Source organism: Corynebacterium sp. HMSC073D01 (genome assembly GCF_001815555.1).
GTDB classification, from domain to species: domain Bacteria; phylum Actinomycetota; class Actinomycetes; order Mycobacteriales; family Mycobacteriaceae; genus Corynebacterium; species Corynebacterium glucuronolyticum.
Genome location: NZ_KV821027.1, coordinates 29,773 through 48,303, shown reverse-complemented (window position 1 = coordinate 48,303; position 18,531 = coordinate 29,773). Strand labels below are relative to the sequence as shown.

The 18,531-nt window shown below is 56.3% G+C and carries 14 protein-coding genes and 1 tRNA gene; 7 read left to right on the top strand and 8 right to left on the bottom strand.

What is annotated here, in order from left to right:
- The first annotated feature begins 283 nt into the window (after positions 1-283).
- The gene (locus HMPREF3044_RS03375) at positions 284-1,252 is read left to right on the top strand and encodes a hypothetical protein (RefSeq protein WP_236589083.1); all 969 of its coding nucleotides are present in this window, start codon (positions 284-286) and stop codon (positions 1,250-1,252) included.
- Here HMPREF3044_RS03375 and HMPREF3044_RS03370 read toward each other — a convergent pair.
- The 4 genes from HMPREF3044_RS03370 to HMPREF3044_RS03355 form a co-directional block, all read right to left on the bottom strand.
- Positions 1,215-2,135, bottom strand: coding sequence for a spermidine synthase (locus HMPREF3044_RS03370; protein WP_070739315.1), 921 nt, complete (start codon positions 2,133-2,135; stop codon positions 1,215-1,217). The two genes, HMPREF3044_RS03375 and HMPREF3044_RS03370, sit on opposite strands and share 38 nt — an antisense overlap.
- Positions 2,125-3,261, bottom strand: a complete 1,137-nt coding sequence (locus HMPREF3044_RS03365; protein ID WP_070739338.1) for a glycosyltransferase — start codon at positions 3,259-3,261, stop codon at positions 2,125-2,127. The genes HMPREF3044_RS03370 and HMPREF3044_RS03365 overlap by 11 nt, the downstream gene beginning before the upstream one ends.
- A 65-nt stretch (positions 3,262-3,326) precedes the next feature.
- On the bottom strand, positions 3,327-4,520 hold the full coding sequence (locus HMPREF3044_RS03360) for an NAD-dependent epimerase/dehydratase family protein (RefSeq protein WP_196793933.1): 1,194 nt from the start codon (positions 4,518-4,520) through the stop codon (positions 3,327-3,329).
- A gap of 507 nt (positions 4,521-5,027) precedes the next feature.
- On the bottom strand, positions 5,028-6,536 hold the full coding sequence (locus tag HMPREF3044_RS03355) for an alanine/glycine:cation symporter family protein (RefSeq protein WP_210400517.1): 1,509 nt from the start codon (positions 6,534-6,536) through the stop codon (positions 5,028-5,030).
- A gap of 493 nt (positions 6,537-7,029) precedes the next feature.
- Between HMPREF3044_RS03355 and HMPREF3044_RS03350 the strand changes: the two genes are divergently transcribed.
- Complete coding sequence (locus HMPREF3044_RS03350; protein WP_005390173.1) at positions 7,030-7,533, top strand: phosphoribosyltransferase; 504 nt, start codon at positions 7,030-7,032, stop codon at positions 7,531-7,533.
- Positions 7,534-7,738: 205 nt separating this feature from the next.
- On the opposite strand, the gene HMPREF3044_RS03345 is transcribed toward HMPREF3044_RS03350, so the two are convergent.
- The 3 genes from HMPREF3044_RS03345 to HMPREF3044_RS03335 all read right to left on the bottom strand — a co-directional run bounded on the left by HMPREF3044_RS03345 (position 7,739) and on the right by HMPREF3044_RS03335 (position 10,715).
- Positions 7,739-8,839, bottom strand: coding sequence for a lipase family alpha/beta hydrolase (locus tag HMPREF3044_RS03345; RefSeq protein ID WP_005393873.1), 1,101 nt, complete (start codon positions 8,837-8,839; stop codon positions 7,739-7,741).
- Between the two features lie 441 nt (positions 8,840-9,280).
- Positions 9,281-9,354 (bottom strand) — tRNA-Pro (locus tag HMPREF3044_RS03340).
- A gap of 134 nt (positions 9,355-9,488) precedes the next feature.
- On the bottom strand, positions 9,489-10,715 hold the full coding sequence (locus tag HMPREF3044_RS03335) for a bifunctional alpha/beta hydrolase/OsmC family protein (protein WP_070739309.1): 1,227 nt from the start codon (positions 10,713-10,715) through the stop codon (positions 9,489-9,491).
- A 475-nt stretch (positions 10,716-11,190) separates the two neighbouring features.
- Between HMPREF3044_RS03335 and secA2 the strand changes: the two genes are divergently transcribed.
- The 5 genes from secA2 to HMPREF3044_RS03310 all read left to right on the top strand — a co-directional run bounded on the left by secA2 (position 11,191) and on the right by HMPREF3044_RS03310 (position 16,190).
- Positions 11,191-13,470 (top strand): accessory Sec system translocase SecA2, encoded by a 2,280-nt coding sequence (gene secA2 / locus HMPREF3044_RS03330; protein ID WP_005390170.1) that lies wholly within the window; start codon positions 11,191-11,193, stop codon positions 13,468-13,470.
- Positions 13,471-13,556: 86 nt separating this feature from the next.
- The gene (gene odhI / locus HMPREF3044_RS03325; RefSeq protein ID WP_005390169.1) at positions 13,557-13,985 is read left to right on the top strand and encodes an oxoglutarate dehydrogenase inhibitor Odhl; all 429 of its coding nucleotides are present in this window, start codon (positions 13,557-13,559) and stop codon (positions 13,983-13,985) included.
- A 242-nt stretch (positions 13,986-14,227) separates the two neighbouring features.
- Entirely contained in the window at positions 14,228-14,893 is a 666-nt protein-coding gene (locus HMPREF3044_RS03320) for a transcriptional regulator FtsR (protein WP_070739306.1), read from the top strand.
- Positions 14,894-14,897: 4 nt separating this feature from the next.
- Positions 14,898-15,476, top strand: a complete 579-nt coding sequence (locus HMPREF3044_RS03315; protein WP_005390167.1) for a bifunctional nuclease domain-containing protein — start codon at positions 14,898-14,900, stop codon at positions 15,474-15,476.
- A 168-nt stretch (positions 15,477-15,644) separates the two neighbouring features.
- On the top strand, positions 15,645-16,190 hold the full coding sequence (locus HMPREF3044_RS03310; protein WP_005390165.1) for a MerR family transcriptional regulator: 546 nt from the start codon (positions 15,645-15,647) through the stop codon (positions 16,188-16,190).
- A gap of 788 nt (positions 16,191-16,978) precedes the next feature.
- Here HMPREF3044_RS03310 and HMPREF3044_RS03305 read toward each other — a convergent pair.
- The gene (locus tag HMPREF3044_RS03305; protein ID WP_246820868.1) at positions 16,979-18,463 is read right to left on the bottom strand and encodes a hypothetical protein; all 1,485 of its coding nucleotides are present in this window, start codon (positions 18,461-18,463) and stop codon (positions 16,979-16,981) included.
- Between the last annotated feature and the right edge of the window lie 68 nt (positions 18,464-18,531).

The following is an 18,531-nucleotide window of genomic DNA, read 5'->3' as shown; positions in this document are numbered from 1 at the left end:
GGTTGGCAGACGCATACCGGTGGGCACCTGTCGGCGGGTACCTGCTGCCGCTAGGCACCTACCGACAGTATCCGGCCAGAGGATACCGTTTGGCACACCGGTTGCCAGCGGGTGCAAGCCACAGTTGTACACTCTTCGGGTGTGTGATGGAAGGCTGCGCGTGGTCAACGGGGTGTGTACGTGGGTAGTTGTATGCTGTCTTCTCGCCCTAGCGTTTTCAGGGGAGCCTGTAGCTCGAGCACGAGAGCAGAATAGCCGTCTAGCTGGAGACGGACAATGCTGTGTGTCAGCCTCGTTGGCACCCACATCGTTCCCGCTGGCCGTAACCGATGAGTCAGGGGCTATTGTCGCGCGCGAGCGTACTCACATCACTGTTATGTATACCGCGAGCGGGCGCTGGGTGGAGACATCCAATGCCTACGAAGTTGTGCCTGCGTTATCCCTGATAAAGCTCCTCATCGCCGAATACGTTATCCGTCACGCAGACGGCCTCGGCGCAGCCGCAGATCAAACCAAGGCCTTGGAAATGGTACAGGGCTCTGACGATGAGGCAGCCAAAGAACTGTTTGAAAAATATCCTGCATCAATTCGAATTATTGTCAAAGAGGAAAATCTCCGCTCAACCTGGGTGGGTAACAAGTGGGGCGCAGGGGTAACGACGACAGGCGACATGGTTCGCTTTCTCCACAGCTTAGTAAAACAGAATTCGCCAGTTATAGAGGCGATGGAAGCAGCCCACGAGATAGCAGCAGACGGTTACGCACAAAACTTCGGCACTGCCACCTTGCCTGGCGTGACCGGGACAAAATTCGGCTGGTCGAACGACCGCCGCTCGTTCCACTCCACAGCCTCGGTCGGAAATGGATTCATCGTAGTGGCTTCAACCCAGGGGTCGCGGCAACAACACACCGCCGATGTCACCGGTGCGTTCACTCACCACACGTGTGTCGTCTCACCGATGATTTCTCTTTTGCCTGCGGCACCCACGAGCGTGGAGGCACCTGCGAGGGACGAATGGAAAACGATCTTGCTTCTTCCTGAAGCAATGCCCAGGGAAAAACAGAGAAAATACGCATCATTTATCGGTTTACTCCCGGCGTTATCCAGTGGGTCCTGTTCCACTGATGACATAGAGGTGCTCCCGGTCACCCCGGTCCAACGCGTTCCTTCTCTACCCGGCGATGCGATGCAGTGCACCGTGGGGGACAATCAGGTCAATCCGCATCCTGTGGTGTTCGCGGATCACAGATAACCGCAGCCCCAGCGGAGAACTGTGCCACCCATGCAGGATCCTTGTACACGGCCGGTACGCGCCCGCGCATGACGTCGGAGGAAAGCGCGGTGGCAGCCGACGAATCCCGCTGTGGGAGCTGAACAGACGAGGCGAGGAAGACGATGTTGCCACCACGCTTGCCCTTCAACACCGTGCTGTCTGCGATCAGAGCGACATGGGCAAACGTCTCCCGAAGTGTGGCCGCCTCACGTTTGGCGGTATCGAGACCAGCCTGCGCACCACAGTTAACGGCGTAGAGACCCGGTTGTGCCAGACTGCTCTGCACTGCCTCAGTGAATCCCACGGTAGTGAGGGGAACAGGAGTGGTGGAGGATGAAAACACATCCCGGATGACAATGTCCCGAGATGCTGGACGAAACGACTCAGTCACGTTTCGCGCATCGCCAACGCGAATCTTCACGTGTGGCGCGCGAGGTATGTCGCACAGATTTCGGGCTAGATCCGCAAGCGCAGAATCAATCTCAACAACGGTGTTCCTGCTGCTAGGGTACGTGGCTGCCATATATCGAGCTAGCGAACAACCGGCGCCGCCAAGGTGAGTGATTCGACGAGGTTCGGTGCCTGTCTCTCGTTCGAACCACGCTACTCCGGCTGCGATCCATTGCATGTAGGGGAAGGAAAGGCGGGTAGGCTCACCGACGGTGATGTGAGACGAGTACTGGCCGTTAATGAGAAGGTTCCAGGAATCCGCGTAACCGGCTACCTTCTCAAAGGTAGCAATTCCGGAGTCGATGGGGTACTCCCGTCCGTTTTCACGGACGAGAACATCGTCGGAAGCGTCTTCGGCACGTGTGAGCTCGACGGTATTTCGCCGACGTGTTCCAGGTTTCCTATGCGCCATGACTCTTTCCCTCGCCGCTGTTAAGCGCTTGCCTATAGAAATCGGTGAGGGTGCGCGTAGCTTCCAACCAAGAGTATTTTTCAGCCTCGGCGCGCGCCTGCTCAGGGAACGCGGAGTTCTCATAGGCGGCAATGATGAGACGAACCCATTCCTGTACGTCGTCCGGTGGCGCAAGAAAACCGGTGTGGCCATCGACAACAGTGAACGGAATCCCGCCTGCGCGGGCTCCAACGACCGGGATACCGCTGGCCATCGCCTCAAGAGCCACGAGACCGAGGGTTTCTGTTTTGGAGGGGAACAAGAATACATCGGCCGACGCGAATGCAGCAGCCAGCTCTTCCCCCTGCATGTAACCCATAAACGTGCACCAATCCGAAGAGAAGAGTTGCTTTAACTCCTCTTCATCGGGACCTCCGCCGACAAATGCCAGGCGAGCCTTCGGTAAACGCGTGCGAAGGTCGGACATGACCGAATGAAGAAAAGCGAGGTTCTTTTCCTTGCTTAGCCGACCGACAAAGAGCATGAGAGGATCGTCTGGGTGCCCAGAAGAGAGCTTCTGACGCATTTCTTGAGTCGCCCGTCCGGGGTGGTAGAGATGAGTGTCCACAGCCTTTGGCCAGAGGTGAACGTTTTTTATTCCAACGCTGGTTGCGCGTTCGAGCATTGGTGTAGATGTGACGAGGTTGATCTTCGCACGATTGTGGAAAAAACGAATGATCCGCTGAACGGGTCCACTGATAACCCCTAAACCAAGGTCATTCATGTAATCGGGGACGTTAGTGTGAAAACTAGCAACCAGCGGAATTCGCTGTGTACGCGCTACGCAGATGCCACCCGCAGCCAACCACACGGGATTCACGACATGGATGATATCTGGGTTGAAATCAATAACGGTGCTAACCGCGTGCGGGGTGAGCCACCCGTACTTAAGTTCCGGGTAGACGGTTAGCCCAGTAGCAGGGACACCCACGACGGGGAATCCTGCGAAGGTAGTAGGGCAGGGCTGCGGTGCAACGACGATGCATTCGTGCCCGAGGACACGGAGCTGCTCGAGCGTTTTCGTCAAACGCGTGACGACACCATCGATTTTGGGTAGAAATACCTCAGTGAAAAAGGCGATGCGCATGAAAATTAGTGTAAGAAGAAAGGCACCGTGCGCCCGCACTGGGGTGAGCACACGGCGCGACAATATTACTTGTTCAGGTTCGGCTCACCGGGGTGCTGGTGCTTTGTCCACAGCGAGCGAGCCGGGATCTTATCAAGATCGGCGCGGTCTGCGTACTTCTTTGCGGTGTTTTCCACTTCATGGAGAAGCCCCTCGGACAGGGTAGTAGGTTCCAAACCAAGTTTGAGGAAGTTGTCATTGGTGACGAGTAGCTCGTTTTCAGCAGATTCCTTCCTGGGATTGGGAACCATCTGAACCTCTGCTCCGGTGATCTTGGAGACGAGCTGAGCGAGATCCCGCACTCGGTGGGTCTCGGTCATCTGGTTGAAGATCTTCACCCGATCGCCGCGGGATGGAGGATTCTCGATAGCGAGCTCGATGCAGCGCACCATATCACGGACGTGAATGAATGCGCGGGTCTGTCCACCGGTACCGTGCACCGTCAGCGGGTATCCGAGGGCAGCCTGCATGAGGAAGCGGTTGAGAACGGTCCCGTAATCGCCGTCGTAATCGAATCGGTTGATGAGGCGCTCGTCTCGTTCAGTTTGCGGTGTGTGCGTACCCCAAATGATGCCCTGGTGAAGGTCGGTGATGCGCAATTCGTCGTTTTTGGCGTAATACGCGAAAAGGTTCTGATCGAGTACCTTGGTCATGTGGTACACGGAGCCTGGGTTCGTGGGGTACAGGATTTCCTGCTCAATCTCTTTACCGTCGGCCTTCACAGTCACGGTGAGGTAGCCCTCAGGGAGTTTCATCCCGGCAGTACCATACCCGTAGACACCCATCGTGCCCAGGTGCACGACATGAATGTCCTGATCATTTTCCACAATGGCGACAAGCAAGTTGTGTGTCGCATTGACATTATTGTCCACGGTGTAGCGCTTGTGCGTGGAGTTCGTCATGGAATACGGCGCGGAGCGCTGCTCAGCAAAGTGCACGACCGCATCGGGCTGCTCAGTGGCAAGGAATTCCCGCAGCTTGTCGTACTCCTGCGCAATATCAATGTTGAAAGTGCGGATCTCCTTGCCGGTTACGTCCTTCCAGGCCTTGACCCGCTCATTGAGGGGACAAATCGGTGTGAGGGAAAATGCGCCGAGTTCCTCGTCAATCGCTCGCCGTGAACCGTTGTCCACTATGAGTACGTCGTGTCCCGCATCGGACAAGTGCAAGGCTGTTGGCCAGCCGCAAAAGCCATCGCCTCCGAGGACTGCAATTTTCACGTAGATCTCCACATACCATGGTCGAAAATAGTTACAGCGTTCAACTTTAGTGGGTATTTACTAACTTCGCTGCGCAAGAACAAAAATATTGATGAGCCGGTTACCCCCAATGATGGTGCACATGGGGGAGCACACGAAGATGGTCAGCCTCAATCTGCTGAGCTATGGGGGACATCGCACGTGCAGATGTATCCGTGTGGGGCATCAGATCGTTTGCGCTGGCTGAGAAACTTTCGCAGCTCGTCGTGGTTAGTCCCCTGGTGACGGCGAACTGTAGGAGGAGCGGCACCGTATCTAGAAACGTCAGTGCCCGTTTGAACGCTGAAAGTCACTGAAAGGAAAGGTTGGACCAAAAACAGAAACGCCACCGGTCTCCCGCACCTACTAGTGCGGGCAGTTGGTGGCGAATCGATATGAAGCGCTTCGGACGGACCACCATAGCAGTCCGGGAGAAAGACGGTATGTGCACGTTGAATGTCTATGACACTCACGTTGCTGATGGGGAGGTTAGTTGCTCTCCTGCTTCTTTTCCGGCAGCTGAATGCCGAGAGCATCGAAGGCTACGGGATAATTCTTGGTTGCAGAATCGGTGCCGTTCCAGCACTCCACGTTCTTGATTTCCGGAAGCATTGCGCGGTGGAAGATCGGATCCAACCCCTTGGAACGCTGCTCCGAGTAGTTGCGCAGCAATTTGATAGCTACACCACCGAGTGGAACGATCGCGATGAGGTTGATGATCACCATCGTGCCAGCAAAGGTGTCGCCGAGTGCCCAGATGAGCGGAACAGATCCGACGGAACCAAAGATGACGAACAGAAGAACGACAACTCGGAATACTGTCAGAGCCGTCTTGGAATCGGTGAGGTACTGCACGTTTGCCTGTGCTAGGTAGTAGTTGCCAATCAGCGAGGAGAAGGCGAGACAGAAGAGAACGAGCGTTACGAAGTGGATACCCCAGGTGCCCACGGAATGCGCAACGGCGTCCTGGGTGAGAGACGAGGTTTGCCCGTCGGCAGCAGTGTGGTAATCGCTCAGGAGGATGATGAAGGCCGTGATGGAGCAGACAAGGAGCGTATCGAAGTAGACTCCCAGAGTCTGAACGAGCCCCTGTTTCACCGGGTGCGAAACCGTTGCAGTTGCTGCAGCGTTCGGGGCAGACCCCTCGCCGGCTTCGTTGGAGAATAGGCCACGCTGCATTCCGTACATGAATGCCATGCCCATAGTGGCGCCACCGATCTGGCGGAACCCAAAGGCCGCACCGAAGATGTCGGCGATCATTCCAGGAACCTGTTCAATGTTCAGAGCGACGATGATGATGCCGAGGATGAGGTAAGCCACAGCCATGAACGGGACGATCATTTGGGTGAAGTTCGCAATACGCTGAATTCCGCCGAAGATAACAAGGCTGGCGAGAACCGCCATAACAATGCCGATTCCGAGGCGTACGAGGAACGTCGTATGCTCATCCATTGGGGAACCAATGGTTTCGACTGATTTAGCGATGGCTTCTACGACGGCGTTGGACTGGAGGGCGTTGTACACAAAACCGAAGGTGAAGGCAATTGCGATAGCGAAGATTGTTGCCAAGACCTTGGAATTTAATCCGCGCGTCATGTAATAAGCTGGGCCACCGCGGTAGGAATCTCCGTCGTGGGTCTTCCACAGCTGGGCAAGAGTCGATTCCACAAAGCTCGTGGCACCACCGACGATGGCAACCATCCACATCCAGAAGACGGCGCCAGGGCCACCAGTGGTAATGGCGATGGCGACACCGGCTACGTTGCCAGTGCCCACGCGAGAGGCCGCGGAAATCGTGAATGCCTTGAAGGGGGAAATATCTTCCTCGTTTTGCTCTGCAGGCTTTTCAAGAACAGCCTTGAACATATCGGGGATTTTGCGGATTTGGACAATGAATGTCCGGAAACCGAAGTAAATGCCTGCCAGCATGAGGGGGATGGGCAGGAATGACCACAGGTGACCGTTAAAGGTTCCCACAGCATTCTCCAACACACCCATGACGCTGTTGAAGCCTTCCATAATATTCATGGGAGTAGATTACACGACTGGCATTTAGTTAAAGTAACTGAAACCTCCCTAAGCATCATGGAAAAACCCGACTTATCAGATGTTCCGCAGCAGGAGGTGAAACCTACAGCACTGGATAGGGCAGGCAAACCGCTAACTACAAACGATGAATATTCAAATAATGATTGCTCACTGGTGCACTGTGGTGGAAAAGCGTGGGCCGTCAGTAGAGCTAGGCAGGCCATCGCCTGGGGTAGGGCAAGGAGAGGTAAGCCGCTATCTTGGCACAAGGAGCACGTTTTCTTGGGGCGGCTGGGGCCTTTGTCTTAGAGTGGGTGGGGCATCGCTTGGGATAGGTAGGCCCTGTCCCTGGTTTTAGGGACGTACGAAGAAGATACGAAGAGGCCGCATGCGTGGCGCTGATGAGGCCAGGAAAACGCCGAACTTATTACCGCCGACTTAACTGAGGCGGTATCCTCAATATATGGCCTATCATGCAGACTCTTCCAACATGGATAACCTTGAGGTCCTCACGTGGGATATGTTCGGACAAGCATCACGCGAGCTCGCTCAACAGATTGTCGATTCGGGCTATGAGCCCGACATTATTATCGCGGTAGCTCGGGGTGGATTACTGCCCGCTGGTGCCCTTTCCTACGCCATGGGCGTGAAGCTTTCCGATGCAATAAACGTCGAGTTTTACACCGATGTGGAAGAAACTCTCCCCGACCCGATCCTTCTCGAACCGTTGCTGGACACCAACGCTCTTGGTGGCAAGAAGCTGCTTGTTGTTGATGACGTTGCGGATTCCGGTCGTACCTTGGATCTTGTGCTGAAGATTTTGCAGAAGAGTGCTGCAGAGGTGCGATCTGCTGTCATTTACGGCAAGTCTCGCTCTGTTGTCGAACCGAATTACGTGTGGCGCCACACAGATCAGTGGATTGCTTTTCCATGGTCAGCCGAGCCCCCGGTTACCAAATCGAACTAGGGGCGACGATCCACTCAATAATCAAGGGGAGCGAAGGATAAAAGGTCCGCAGCAGGCAAGCTGCGGACCTTTTATCGTGTGCGAAGTCGGGGATGATGCATCGGTCTAACGCCACACATGGCAGAACCATTAGATCTGGAAAAGCAGGTTCCTGCCTTCAACGATCCGGATGGAAACGCAAGGTGGCATAGTCGTTATCGAGGCGTTAGTACCAGGTCAATTCATCATTTGGCAGGGCAGTGCAGGCATCGATGGCCGGCGCGGTTTCTCCTGCATCGCGCGTCAGTGCCCAATAGGTCAGCGATGCCATGGTGGGAGAAGTTGGTAGATCATCGTGAATAATTTTGTCGTCCTTGAAGGGGCAGGCCTGCTTGACGTTGACGTTAGCAACATCGGCACCGTCGACGGGGCTAAGCTCACTCGTGCTGTTCGGCGTGACAACGGTGTCATCGGGGGAGAAGAAGGACGTGTAGATTACGCCAGGGACCGTGTCCGGCTGTGCATTTAGCCACGCGTTGAAGTCGCTGCCGATAATTTGCTGGGCGCTCGCCGGCGACAGGAAGAAAGTCATGAGGTGTGGAGCAAGGGTGATGAGTCCACGCGCAAAGGTGCCGAACCCGTTGATCGCTGTGCCGTGGAACGGGGCACCCATCGCCACTACACGGTTGACCTTCTCAGCACCATACTTGGCGATGTACGCCTTGGGGATCATGCCGCCTTGAGAGTGCCCGACGAGGTCGACTTTGTCTGCACCGGATTTCTCTAGGACATAGTCAATCTGGTGGGAGACTTCCGCCACAGACGTCATGATGTCACCCGTCGCGTACATACTGGGGTTCAGATTTTGAATCGAAAGCCCTGTGTTCTTCCCATAGTTGTATCCCCAAACACAGAAGCCCTCGTTGTGGAGTGAAGATGCAGAATCGTAAAAGTCTTTGATATTGCGTGTGGTGCCGTGCAAGAAAAGCACCGGATGTGGATGTTCGGCTGCGGGAACACAGTCGGGATCGTTGAGGAATGACGGGGCGCCAATAGGCGTGATGGGGTCGCTGAACTGCCCATTCGCGGAATCCTGCGTGGAGGACCCGTCGGTCGTCTGAAGGTCGCGGAGTCTGGTCCCCGTTTCAGCGGTCCGGGCATCGGGTGTCGGTTCAGCGGATGTCCTCTGGGCCGTTGCCACAACCGTGGTAGTCGTAGACGGCTCCGTGGATGTGTGCTGCGTCGTTGCAGCGACTGCTGGAACTGCGAGGGCAACCGCTACAGATGTAATTGCGGCTGCGCATGTAAGACGAACGGACATGGTCATTTCCGGTTCCTAAAACTTCCTAATCTCTTGAGACACCTGGGGAGCGCACAGTCGGTGAGCCTTAACTCACGTCCAACTCCGAAAAGAAACTATAGTCGAGCGTCTCGACATTTTTCTCCACCTGGATAGGGTGCAGAAAGCGTAACTATGGAGCATGCATAGTAGTTTTCTATTCAAAAACAGTTGTGAAGGAATGGATGACGGGATTTGGGCATTTCAACGGATGTGAGCCGCCATGCTAGGTGGGGGCACTCCGCAGATGCCGCTATGTGGTTACGGAACACGGCACGCTTGCTCGCGGGTGGAGCACACCCCTTTGGGGGGATCTGGCTTCACGTGGCGAGGCGACGCGTTGTCCCCGTGCCTTTTTGGGTGCTGATCTGTGTGCGTGGAGTGCGCATAACAAAAACCGGCGCCGCGTTCGCGGTGCCGGTTTTTCAGTCGGACTGACAGGATTTGAACCTGCGACCCCTACACCCCCAGTGTAGTGCGCTACCAAGCTGCGCCACAGTCCGCCGCTGCCCTTGTTGTGCAGCTCATTCAGATTACAACATTGCAATCCGGATCCAAAATTGGCAGGTGAAGCGGTGGAAAGTCGCCGGGTTTTGAAGCAGTAATAGCTGGTGATTTTCCGCCTGGCATCACTTTGTCAGGCATCTACTGATGTATTGGTGATGGTATCGGTGATATTCAGGGCACCTTCAAGGAGTGAGTGGATGAGCGGATCGTCGAGGGTAGCTGTCAGGCGGGCAACCTCATCGTCGGAAAGCCTGCCGGTGAGTTCGATCGACCGTGTGAGATCGAAGGAACCGTCGCCAGTGAAGTCGGCGACCTCAGTTGCCGCTGTGGGGGTCTGCTGAACTTCGACGTGTACGTTGTCCAACCCGCGGATGCGTAGTTTCTTGGCGTTGACACGGATTTGCTGGGACGTTGACGTAGCGATGGCGCTCATGAGAAGTCCCGTGGGGGTGATGCCGTATCCCTTACCGCCACGCGTGGTTTCGCGGTCGGAGATGAAATGGCGGACGCCGGCGCGCACCGCGTCGGTGTACTTACCCGTCCGGGTAGAGCGTGCCTCGGCGACGGTCTCGTCTATCTGTTCACGGAAGCGCTCACCGACCTGGGTATACGGCTCGGCCCATTCAGCAATAAGTCGCCCGGCGCGTGCCGCAGACCCAGGCTTCGTGCACAGGTGATCCGTTTTATCCAAGGCGACGAGGGACTTAGGGTACCGGGAGACCTGGAAGATGAGCTGGGCGCTGTCGATGCCGACAGTCTGATCGGTGGGTGAGTGGAGGAGAAGGAGGGGCTTCTTTAGATCCGGAAGGTAGGTCTCCGGGTTGGTCTCTGCAAGGTCTTCGAGGAGCTTGCGTGAGATCGTCATGGTGCGTCCCACAAGGGAGAAGGTGTAATCGCCTTGGCGGTCGACCTCGCTGATCGCATCTGGGAACTGGAATACCGCGTGTGCAGGGTCGAAGGGTGCGCCGATGGTCGCAATTGCTTTCAGCTTCTTCATCCGTTGACCGGTGCGCAGAGCGGCAGCACCGCCGAGGGAGTGTCCGACGAGAAGGGCGGGAGCTTCGTAGTTCTCTTCCAGCCATTCGTAAACGGCGTAGAGGTCTTCACAGTTTGACGTGAAGGTCTGGTCAGCGAACTCACCTTCGGATTGGCCGAGGCCGGGGTAGTCAAAGCGGAGAACGGCGTAGCCATACTCCGAAAGTGTTTTGGATACACGTGATGCACACGGCGTATGGCGGTTACCTGTGAAGCAGTGTGAAAAGATGGCGAACGCTTTGGGCTCTGTATCCGGGAAGTCAATAGTTGCGGCGAGCCCGAGGCCTGCCGGTGAGGGGACTGTGACGTTTACTGAGTGCATAGTGTATTCCGATCCTTCTCTTCCGCGGTGTCCTTCAGTGCTGGTGGTAGGTAGTTGTTGAGCAAACCGTACCGTTCGCACCTGAGGCTACTCATCTCAACGCGAATGCGTGAAGTTTTACCGTCCCCAATCCTAATGATTTTGCCCCTTAATAGGTGTGTCGGTATATCACGGAAGTGCTTGGCGTGACTGGCGCCACGGCGGGTCGATGCTGTCATAGCCCGTGTGTTGGAGGGGACAGCTATCGACTTACGTGTCCCTCGATTCTGCCCGCTGTGGTGTTGACTGGTGGAGATGGCTGGTGAGATTCGGCGCCGAAATGGGAAATTTTTGTGGCGGTGCTGGTAGCCGTGAAGAAGGCAAGGGAATCCGTGCGCTAGTCTGGAGACAATGACCGCGTAGCTGGTGTGCAGCGCGCCCGTCCACGGGTGTGTGCATACAGGCATGAGTGAGGTACGAACAAGGAAGGCGACACATGGCCGGAATGGATTGGTTATGGAACGCGTTGGGCTCCAAGAAGGGGCGCAACCAAAAGCAAAGTAAAAAGGTGGTTGCTGCGGCGACACAAGTCGCAGACGATCTTGCTACGCTTTCCGATTCCGATCTAGCTCGCTATGCCCGCGAACATATAGACGACCAGCCGGCCTTTCTCGCCGCGTTGGGAGTTGCCTCCACACGAACCATCGGACTCACGCCTTTTGCTGTGCAGTCGCAGGCTACGCTCCGGCTTCTTGATGGTGATGTCATCCACATGGCAACGGGCGAGGGAAAGACCCTCGTGGGGGCAATGGCGGCAACGGGGTTTGCGCTCAAAGGCAAGAAAGTGCACCTCATCACTGTGAATGACTATCTGGCCGAGCGCGATGCAACGTGGATGCGCCCGCTGGTGGAGTTCTTCGGGCTCTCCGTTGCCTTTGTCACGGAAAAGTCCACCCGTGAGGAGCGCATCGCGGCATATAAGGCGGACATTGTCTACGGTCCCGTCAACGAAATTGGTTTCGACGTGCTCCGTGATCAGCTCATTACACGACGTGAGGATGCCGTCCAGCACGGCGCGGATGTGGCCATTGTGGACGAGGCTGACAGTGTGCTTGTCGACGAAGCGCTGGTTCCGCTGGTCCTCGCCGGTTCGGTCCCCGGTACAGCGCCCCAGGGCCACATCACCGATATCGTTCGCACCCTCACCCCGGGCAAGCATTACACGGTTGATGCCGACGGGCGTAACGCGTTTCTCACGGATGAGGGAGCTGCTGTGGTGGAGAAAGCGCTCGGAATTGATTCTCTCTACAGTGAAGACCATGTCGGTACCACGCTTGTGCACGTCAACCTCGCCCTTCATGCGGAGGCTCTGCTCCAGCGTGATGTGCACTACATCGTTCGCGATGGGAAGGTTCAGCTTATCGACGCGTCAAAGGGGCGTGTTGCGGACCTGCAACGCTGGCCCGACGGGATCCAGGCGGCCGTAGAGGCGAAGGAAGGCCTCGACGTAACCGAGGGCGGACGCATCCTCGATTCCATGACGCTCCAGGCGCTTATCGGGAGGTACCCCGCAGTGTGCGGGATGACGGGCACTGCTGTAGAGGCAACCGATCAGCTACGGGAGTTTTACAACCTGCGCGTCTCCGTCATTGATCGAGCTGAGCCCTTGCGTCGCTTCGACGAAGCCGACCGAATCTACGCTACGGCGGAGGAGAAGATGGAGGCAGTCGTCGCCGATATTCTCGAGCGACACGCCACCGGTCAACCCATCCTCATCGGTACCCATGACGTGGCGGAGAGCGAGGAACTTGCACAAGCTATCCGTGAATACGACATTGATGTCAACGTCCTCAACGCGAAAAACGATGCCGAGGAGGCCGAAATCATCGCTGAGGCCGGAGACATCGGTAGGATCACCGTGTCCACGCAGATGGCAGGGCGTGGCACAGATATCAAATTGGGCGGTGCCGACGAGGCTGAACACGAAAAAGTTTGCGAGCTCGGGGGCCTCTGCGTCATCGGCACCGGTCGTTACAAGTCCTCGCGCCTCGACAATCAGCTACGCGGCCGTGCAGGACGGCAGGGAGATCCCGGTCACGCTGTCTTTTATGTCTCTCTGGAGGACGAGCTCATCCTCAGTGGTGGCGACGGTGAATCCATTACCGCCCACCCCGGGCCGGATGGTCTCATCCAGGAAAAGCGTGTGCAAGATTTCGTTGAGCACTGTCAGCGTGTTACCGAGGGGCAGCTGCTGGAAATTCACTCACAGACATGGAAGTACTCCAAGCTGCTTGCAGACCAGCGTGTAATCATCGACGAACGGCGCGCGACCATTTTGGACACAGACAAGGCGCTGCAAGATTTTGCGGAGCGCACGCCGGATCGTGTGCAGGAGTTGGAGCGTACCGTCGCACACGACACACTTGTGCAGGCCGCGCGTGATGTTATGCTTTACCACCTCGACATGGGGTGGAGCGATCACCTCGCGCTCATGGACGAGGTACGAGAATCCATTCACCTGCGAGCCATCGCGCGGGAAACGCCACTGACTGAGTTTCACCGCATTGCGGTGCGTGAGTTCAAGGATCTCGTTAACCGCGCTGTAGACGAGGCAGTGGATACGTTTAACACTGTAACCGTCGATAACGAGGGTGCCCACTTAGATGATCTTGGATTGTCTCGTCCGTCGGCGACATGGACATACATGGTCGGGGATAACCCCTTGGAAAAGAAGTCCGGGCGCTTCATTCAGGGGGTAACGGATATCTTCCGGTAGACAGAAAATTACCCCACGTGGCGCGTCGAACTGGCTATAGTTGAAAGCAACCGCATGCTTTTTCTACGAGAATTGGAGGCCGCTTAATGGCAGACCATAACGAGATTCCTGAGGCACAGGTAGAAACTACCTCCGTTTTCCGCGCAGACCTCTTGAAGGAAATGGAGTCGAGCGCAAACACGGGTTCGCAACCGGGACTCAACGCGGATAGCCTTCCTTCCGGCTCAGCGCTGCTCGTGGTCAAGCGGGGCCCGAACGCTGGCGCACGGTTCCTTCTCGACCAGCCGGTAACGACTGCTGGTCGTCACCCCGATTCCGACATCCTGCTTGATGACGTAACGGTCTCGCGCCGTCACGCGGAATTTAAGAAGGTTGACGGTGGTTACGAGGTCACCGACGTGGGAAGCCTCAACGGTACGTATGTTAACCGTGAACCTCAGAACAGCCAGGTGCTGTCCTCAGGCGATGAGGTACAGATTGGCAAGTTCCGCCTCGTGTACCTTCAAGCCAAATAGTCCAAACTAATACCAAACTAATACCCAGGCCTTTCCGTTACACGGAAAGGCCTTTTGTAAAGACTGTGTCCTTGATTGTTTACGGCGTGCCGTTAAGGTGGTGGTGAGGGTACAATCTGAAACCATAACGGTAGGTTTTGTTAGAAGAGGGTGTTGTGAGCGTTCCTGCACGTAAAAATGAGGTAGCTTCCTCTGTTTATGAATCCGCCCGAGGTGGGCGGATTCCCAGGGCAAAGAAAACAATGTCGATTGGTGTCGTGCTCAAGCGCATTAACGAGGAATTTCCAGACGTAACCGTATCTAAAATCCGGTTCCTGGAGTCGGAGGGACTCATCTCTCCATCCCGGACATCCTCTGGATACCGTCGCTACACCGAGGACGATGTCGAGCGCCTGCGTTACATCCTCATTACACAGCGGGATCATTATCTGCCGTTAAAGGTCATTCGGGAACAATTAGAGGCTATCGACGCCGGTGAGGTCGCCTCAATCATGAGTGCGTCATCGTCGACTCCCGTGGTTAGCCCGGAGAACTTCCGCGATCCTGCTCCCGTGCGACTTTCCGATGTGGATCTCGCCAACGGCTCCGGTGCGGACGAGGATCTCGTATTCGAGTGCATCAAGCTGGGACTCATCACCCCTGATCCTGCGGGATATTTCACGGCAGATGACATGGCAATTGTCACCACTGTCGCACGCCTGACCGATGCAGGACTTCAGTCGCGCCATCTCAAGAGCTTGAAGAACGCGGCGATTCGCCAATCGGACATCGTGGAACAGGTAACGCAGCCCCTCGCCATGGGACGGGATGACACAGCGAAGCACCGGGCAGACGAAAAACAGCAGGAGATCGCTGCGCTCGTCGTGTCTCTGCATGCGACCCTCTTGAAGAACGCTCTCAGGAGTTAATGCGATGGGGAAGAAACCGGCTCTGCGCGAAGCAATCATGGATCAGGTCTGGTACTCCTTCGACCGTACCTACGCATGCCTGAGCTTTCGGGTTGGGAATGTTCTCCTCCCCGTGTGGGTGCCCGGAAGTTCAGCTGTCCATCTAGAGCGACGGCTCGTGCGACCCCCAAATCGCCCAGAAGGGGTGGATCTGCTCCTGGATCGGATTGAAGACATTGGCGTGGACAAAGTTGCGATAACCGGCTATTCCGACGGTGTGTTTTATGCCACCATTTATTTGAGAAACGGTGAGGAGATCGACTGTCGGCCGACGGATGCACTGGTCATGGCCGATCTCATCGAAGATACGTTGTATATCGGAGAGGATGTCCTCTGTGAATGTGGACTTTCCGTTGATGAACAAACGGATCTTTTCGATCTATTTGAAGGTACGGTACCCCTCCAACCGCAGGGCGAACACATTCAATTCGATCCGAGCGATATTGACATTTCAGACGACGATGAGTTTTCGGCTCTCATGGGTGACTTGGGAATCAGTGAAAGTGATTTGAAGCTTGACTTAGAGAACCCCGATGACCAGTGAGTTTAAAGCGCCATGCTGTACGTGTGGCGCTTTTTTCATACGACACGCCGTCTACAACTTGTAAACTACACGGATGTGACTAGTGTTAAAGTTGAACTTCAGAGTTGCAAGGTGGTTCTGCTTTGCACATTGGAAATGTAGGTAAACACCACGACTAAAGGATGACACATGGTAAACGATGATCGCCCGATGCAAGAGTCCCTTTTCGACATCGGACCCGATGAAGAAGTTGGCTACCGTGTTCCCACAACCTGCCAGGTTGCCGGGATCACCTACCGCCAGCTTGATTACTGGGATCGAACCAACCTGGTGCAGCCTTCCATCCGCGGTGCTCACGGTTCGGGCTCGCAGCGCCTGTATTCGTTCCGTGACATTCTTGTTCTGAAAATTGTGAAGGGGCTGCTGGACACCGGTATTTCCTTGCAAAATATTCGTTCTGCCGTTGAAAAGCTGCGCGATCTTGGTGTCAATGATCTTGCGACTATCACCCTCGTTTCCGACGGCAAGACTGTGTATGAGTGTCGCTCCGCCGGAGAAGTTATCGACCTGCTCAACGGCGGACAAGGCGTGTTCGGTATCGCCGTGCCGAGCATTATGAAGGATCTTACGGGTACGATCACGCAGTTCCCGCACGAGCGACTAGACCAACCAGCAGAGGGCGAGTCCACGGGTGTGGACGAACTGGCTGAGCGTCGTCGCCGCAAGCTTTCCTAGCTTCGTATTACAAAGCCGCACGGGTAAGTCATCCTCCCCGTGCGGCTTTTTCTTCTAATCTATTGCTGGGAGCAGTGTGCATCAGGTCGGGGTTGTTTCCTTAGATCCGTAAATGACCATGTCTGATGCGGGTGGAGGCCGACGGGAAGCATGAGTATTTCCGTTTTGTAAGGCTATCTGTGACGGTGACACGTTTCCCTGTGGCCGAGTTCGTGAATCCGCTTGACTTCCTAGAGGACATTTCGTTTGACGCTTTAGTCTCACACGCAGCTTGGAGCAGGCGATTGAGGTTACAGGCGGTGCGTTTGGCGAGTCCACAGCGGAACTTGTGCGCCACTCTGTCCCGATGTCCCCAGCGCCCCGATGCCACTACGTCCAGATGTCACCACCACGACTCCCGTCGTGAAGAGCGGGAGGAGCGACCCCGGTCTTATGACTGCCTTCGCGTGCAGTGGCACCCGCGAGGCGGCCACCCGGCCGTACGTTTCGTTTCCTCTGGGCCATTGAGACGCAGGTAGAGAAACTGGAGAAGAGGCCTACGGATTGGCATAAGCGGGCGCAGTTCCGTTTAGGCGGCAGCCCCAGCCCACCTCGTGCTAGCCGGGTTGTGTTAGCCGGGTTGCGGGGTGGCGGCTACCGGGCTAGCAATTAGAGCTAGCACGCCGGGCCACTCAAACGAAACACCATCCACAGGCAGGCGAACCGTGACGGCACGTCCGGAACAGAACGTCGTCGAGAAGCGAAAAGCCCGGCCACAACGGGCCGGGCATTGAAGTGTGCGCTCAAAGCTACTGCGTGGGGCTTAGGCTCTGCAAGGCCACACGAAGCGCCTGCGGAGTAGCAGCATCGGTAACGAGACCACCGGTCGCATCTGCGGCCCAGTTCTCGAGTGCCTGATCGTGATCGCCCTTACCTATATGGATGACATTGACGCGGACATCAGCATCGCCGCGAGTTGCATTGAGCTCATCGGTGTAGGCCGTGTCGTCAGCGAGATCTGCCGTTCCGGTGGTGAGAACGGTAAGGTTCACCGGCTTCTGGATCGCCCGGCTCCTATCTGCGGCGGTGCCGAGAGCTGCAACTACGCTGGAACGTGTCCACGACTCGCCGCCGGAACCGAGGATGACGACGTGGTTCGCTGCTGCTTCCCCACCTGCACCCTCATCGAAGGTGACGTTCTGGCGCCATCCCTTCGTCACGCCCGGATTAAGCGGGGATGAATAATTCCACAGTGAGATGCTCGTCCCAGCGCCACCGACGGCGCGGGCATAGTCGGCGACGGCCGACTGCGCCTCTGTTAGCCACGAATTGTCGGACCCGTTAGCAACGTTGCCCATGGCGGCGGAGGTATCAAGGAGTACAAGCGTGTCTCGCGGCTCACTGAAATCAACGGCGGGAGCTGCCTGTTTCTGCTCGGACGTACCGGTACCCGACGAATTACCCGCGATAGCGGAAGCAGTGGCGAGCCAGGACGCGTGGGTTTCATCCGGTTGACGGAAGGAATCCTGGGATTCGAGGAACGAACCGAAATCGAAGGCAGCGCGTGCCTGCAGCTCAGGGACCTTGTCCGTGGAGGTAAGAGGCACGTAGTAGGTGGATAGTGCGTAGTCGTCAGGGTTATAGAAGGAGTATCCCTCCGGTCTCTGCGCTTGGGTTGCAGCGATGATTGGGCGACCTTCGGAAACAGCGCTATCAAGGGATTCGACCTGACCTTTTTCCAGAAGCTGGGAAGCAACTGCCGCGTCACCGTTTGCAAGAGCCACGGCCACAGCCGCCGAGACAGTGGGGTTATCCGCAGGGAATGCGATGTCTAGGTCTTTGAGATTCGACCAATCTCCGCCGGGGAAGTCCGCGCCATCTTTGTGAACTAGCCCCAGTTGTGTTTGCGCCGCGATGGGCCAGTTTTCCGACGCACCGGAGCGACCGGATGCCGCGAGGAACTGGTGCACGCCATCTGGAGAGCCAGCTATCGCCACGCCGGCGGCGCTTTCAATGTCTTCCCTTACAGTGCCCGTCACACAGTGGTCCTGGACGACGGGAGCAGTGTCTGAGTATTGCTGTAGCAGTTGGACAAGGCCACTGTCATTGCTTGCGGCGACGTGAAACGAAGCTGAACCCTCAGGGCAGTCTGCCTTGGCATTTCCCGGGGTGTCTGAGTCTCTGTTGACCCAGGCGTAGATGCCTCCGGCGATGACGAGAAGAAGTACCGCCAGAAGGGCGACGAATCCCTTTGACACGGAGTAGTTGTTTTCCCCGGTCGAATGACGTGCCACAGTAAGTCCACCTTCTATGTTTGGTCGTGCGGTCTAAAGCTCACCCGTGCAGGCGAGGGTTATTTCCA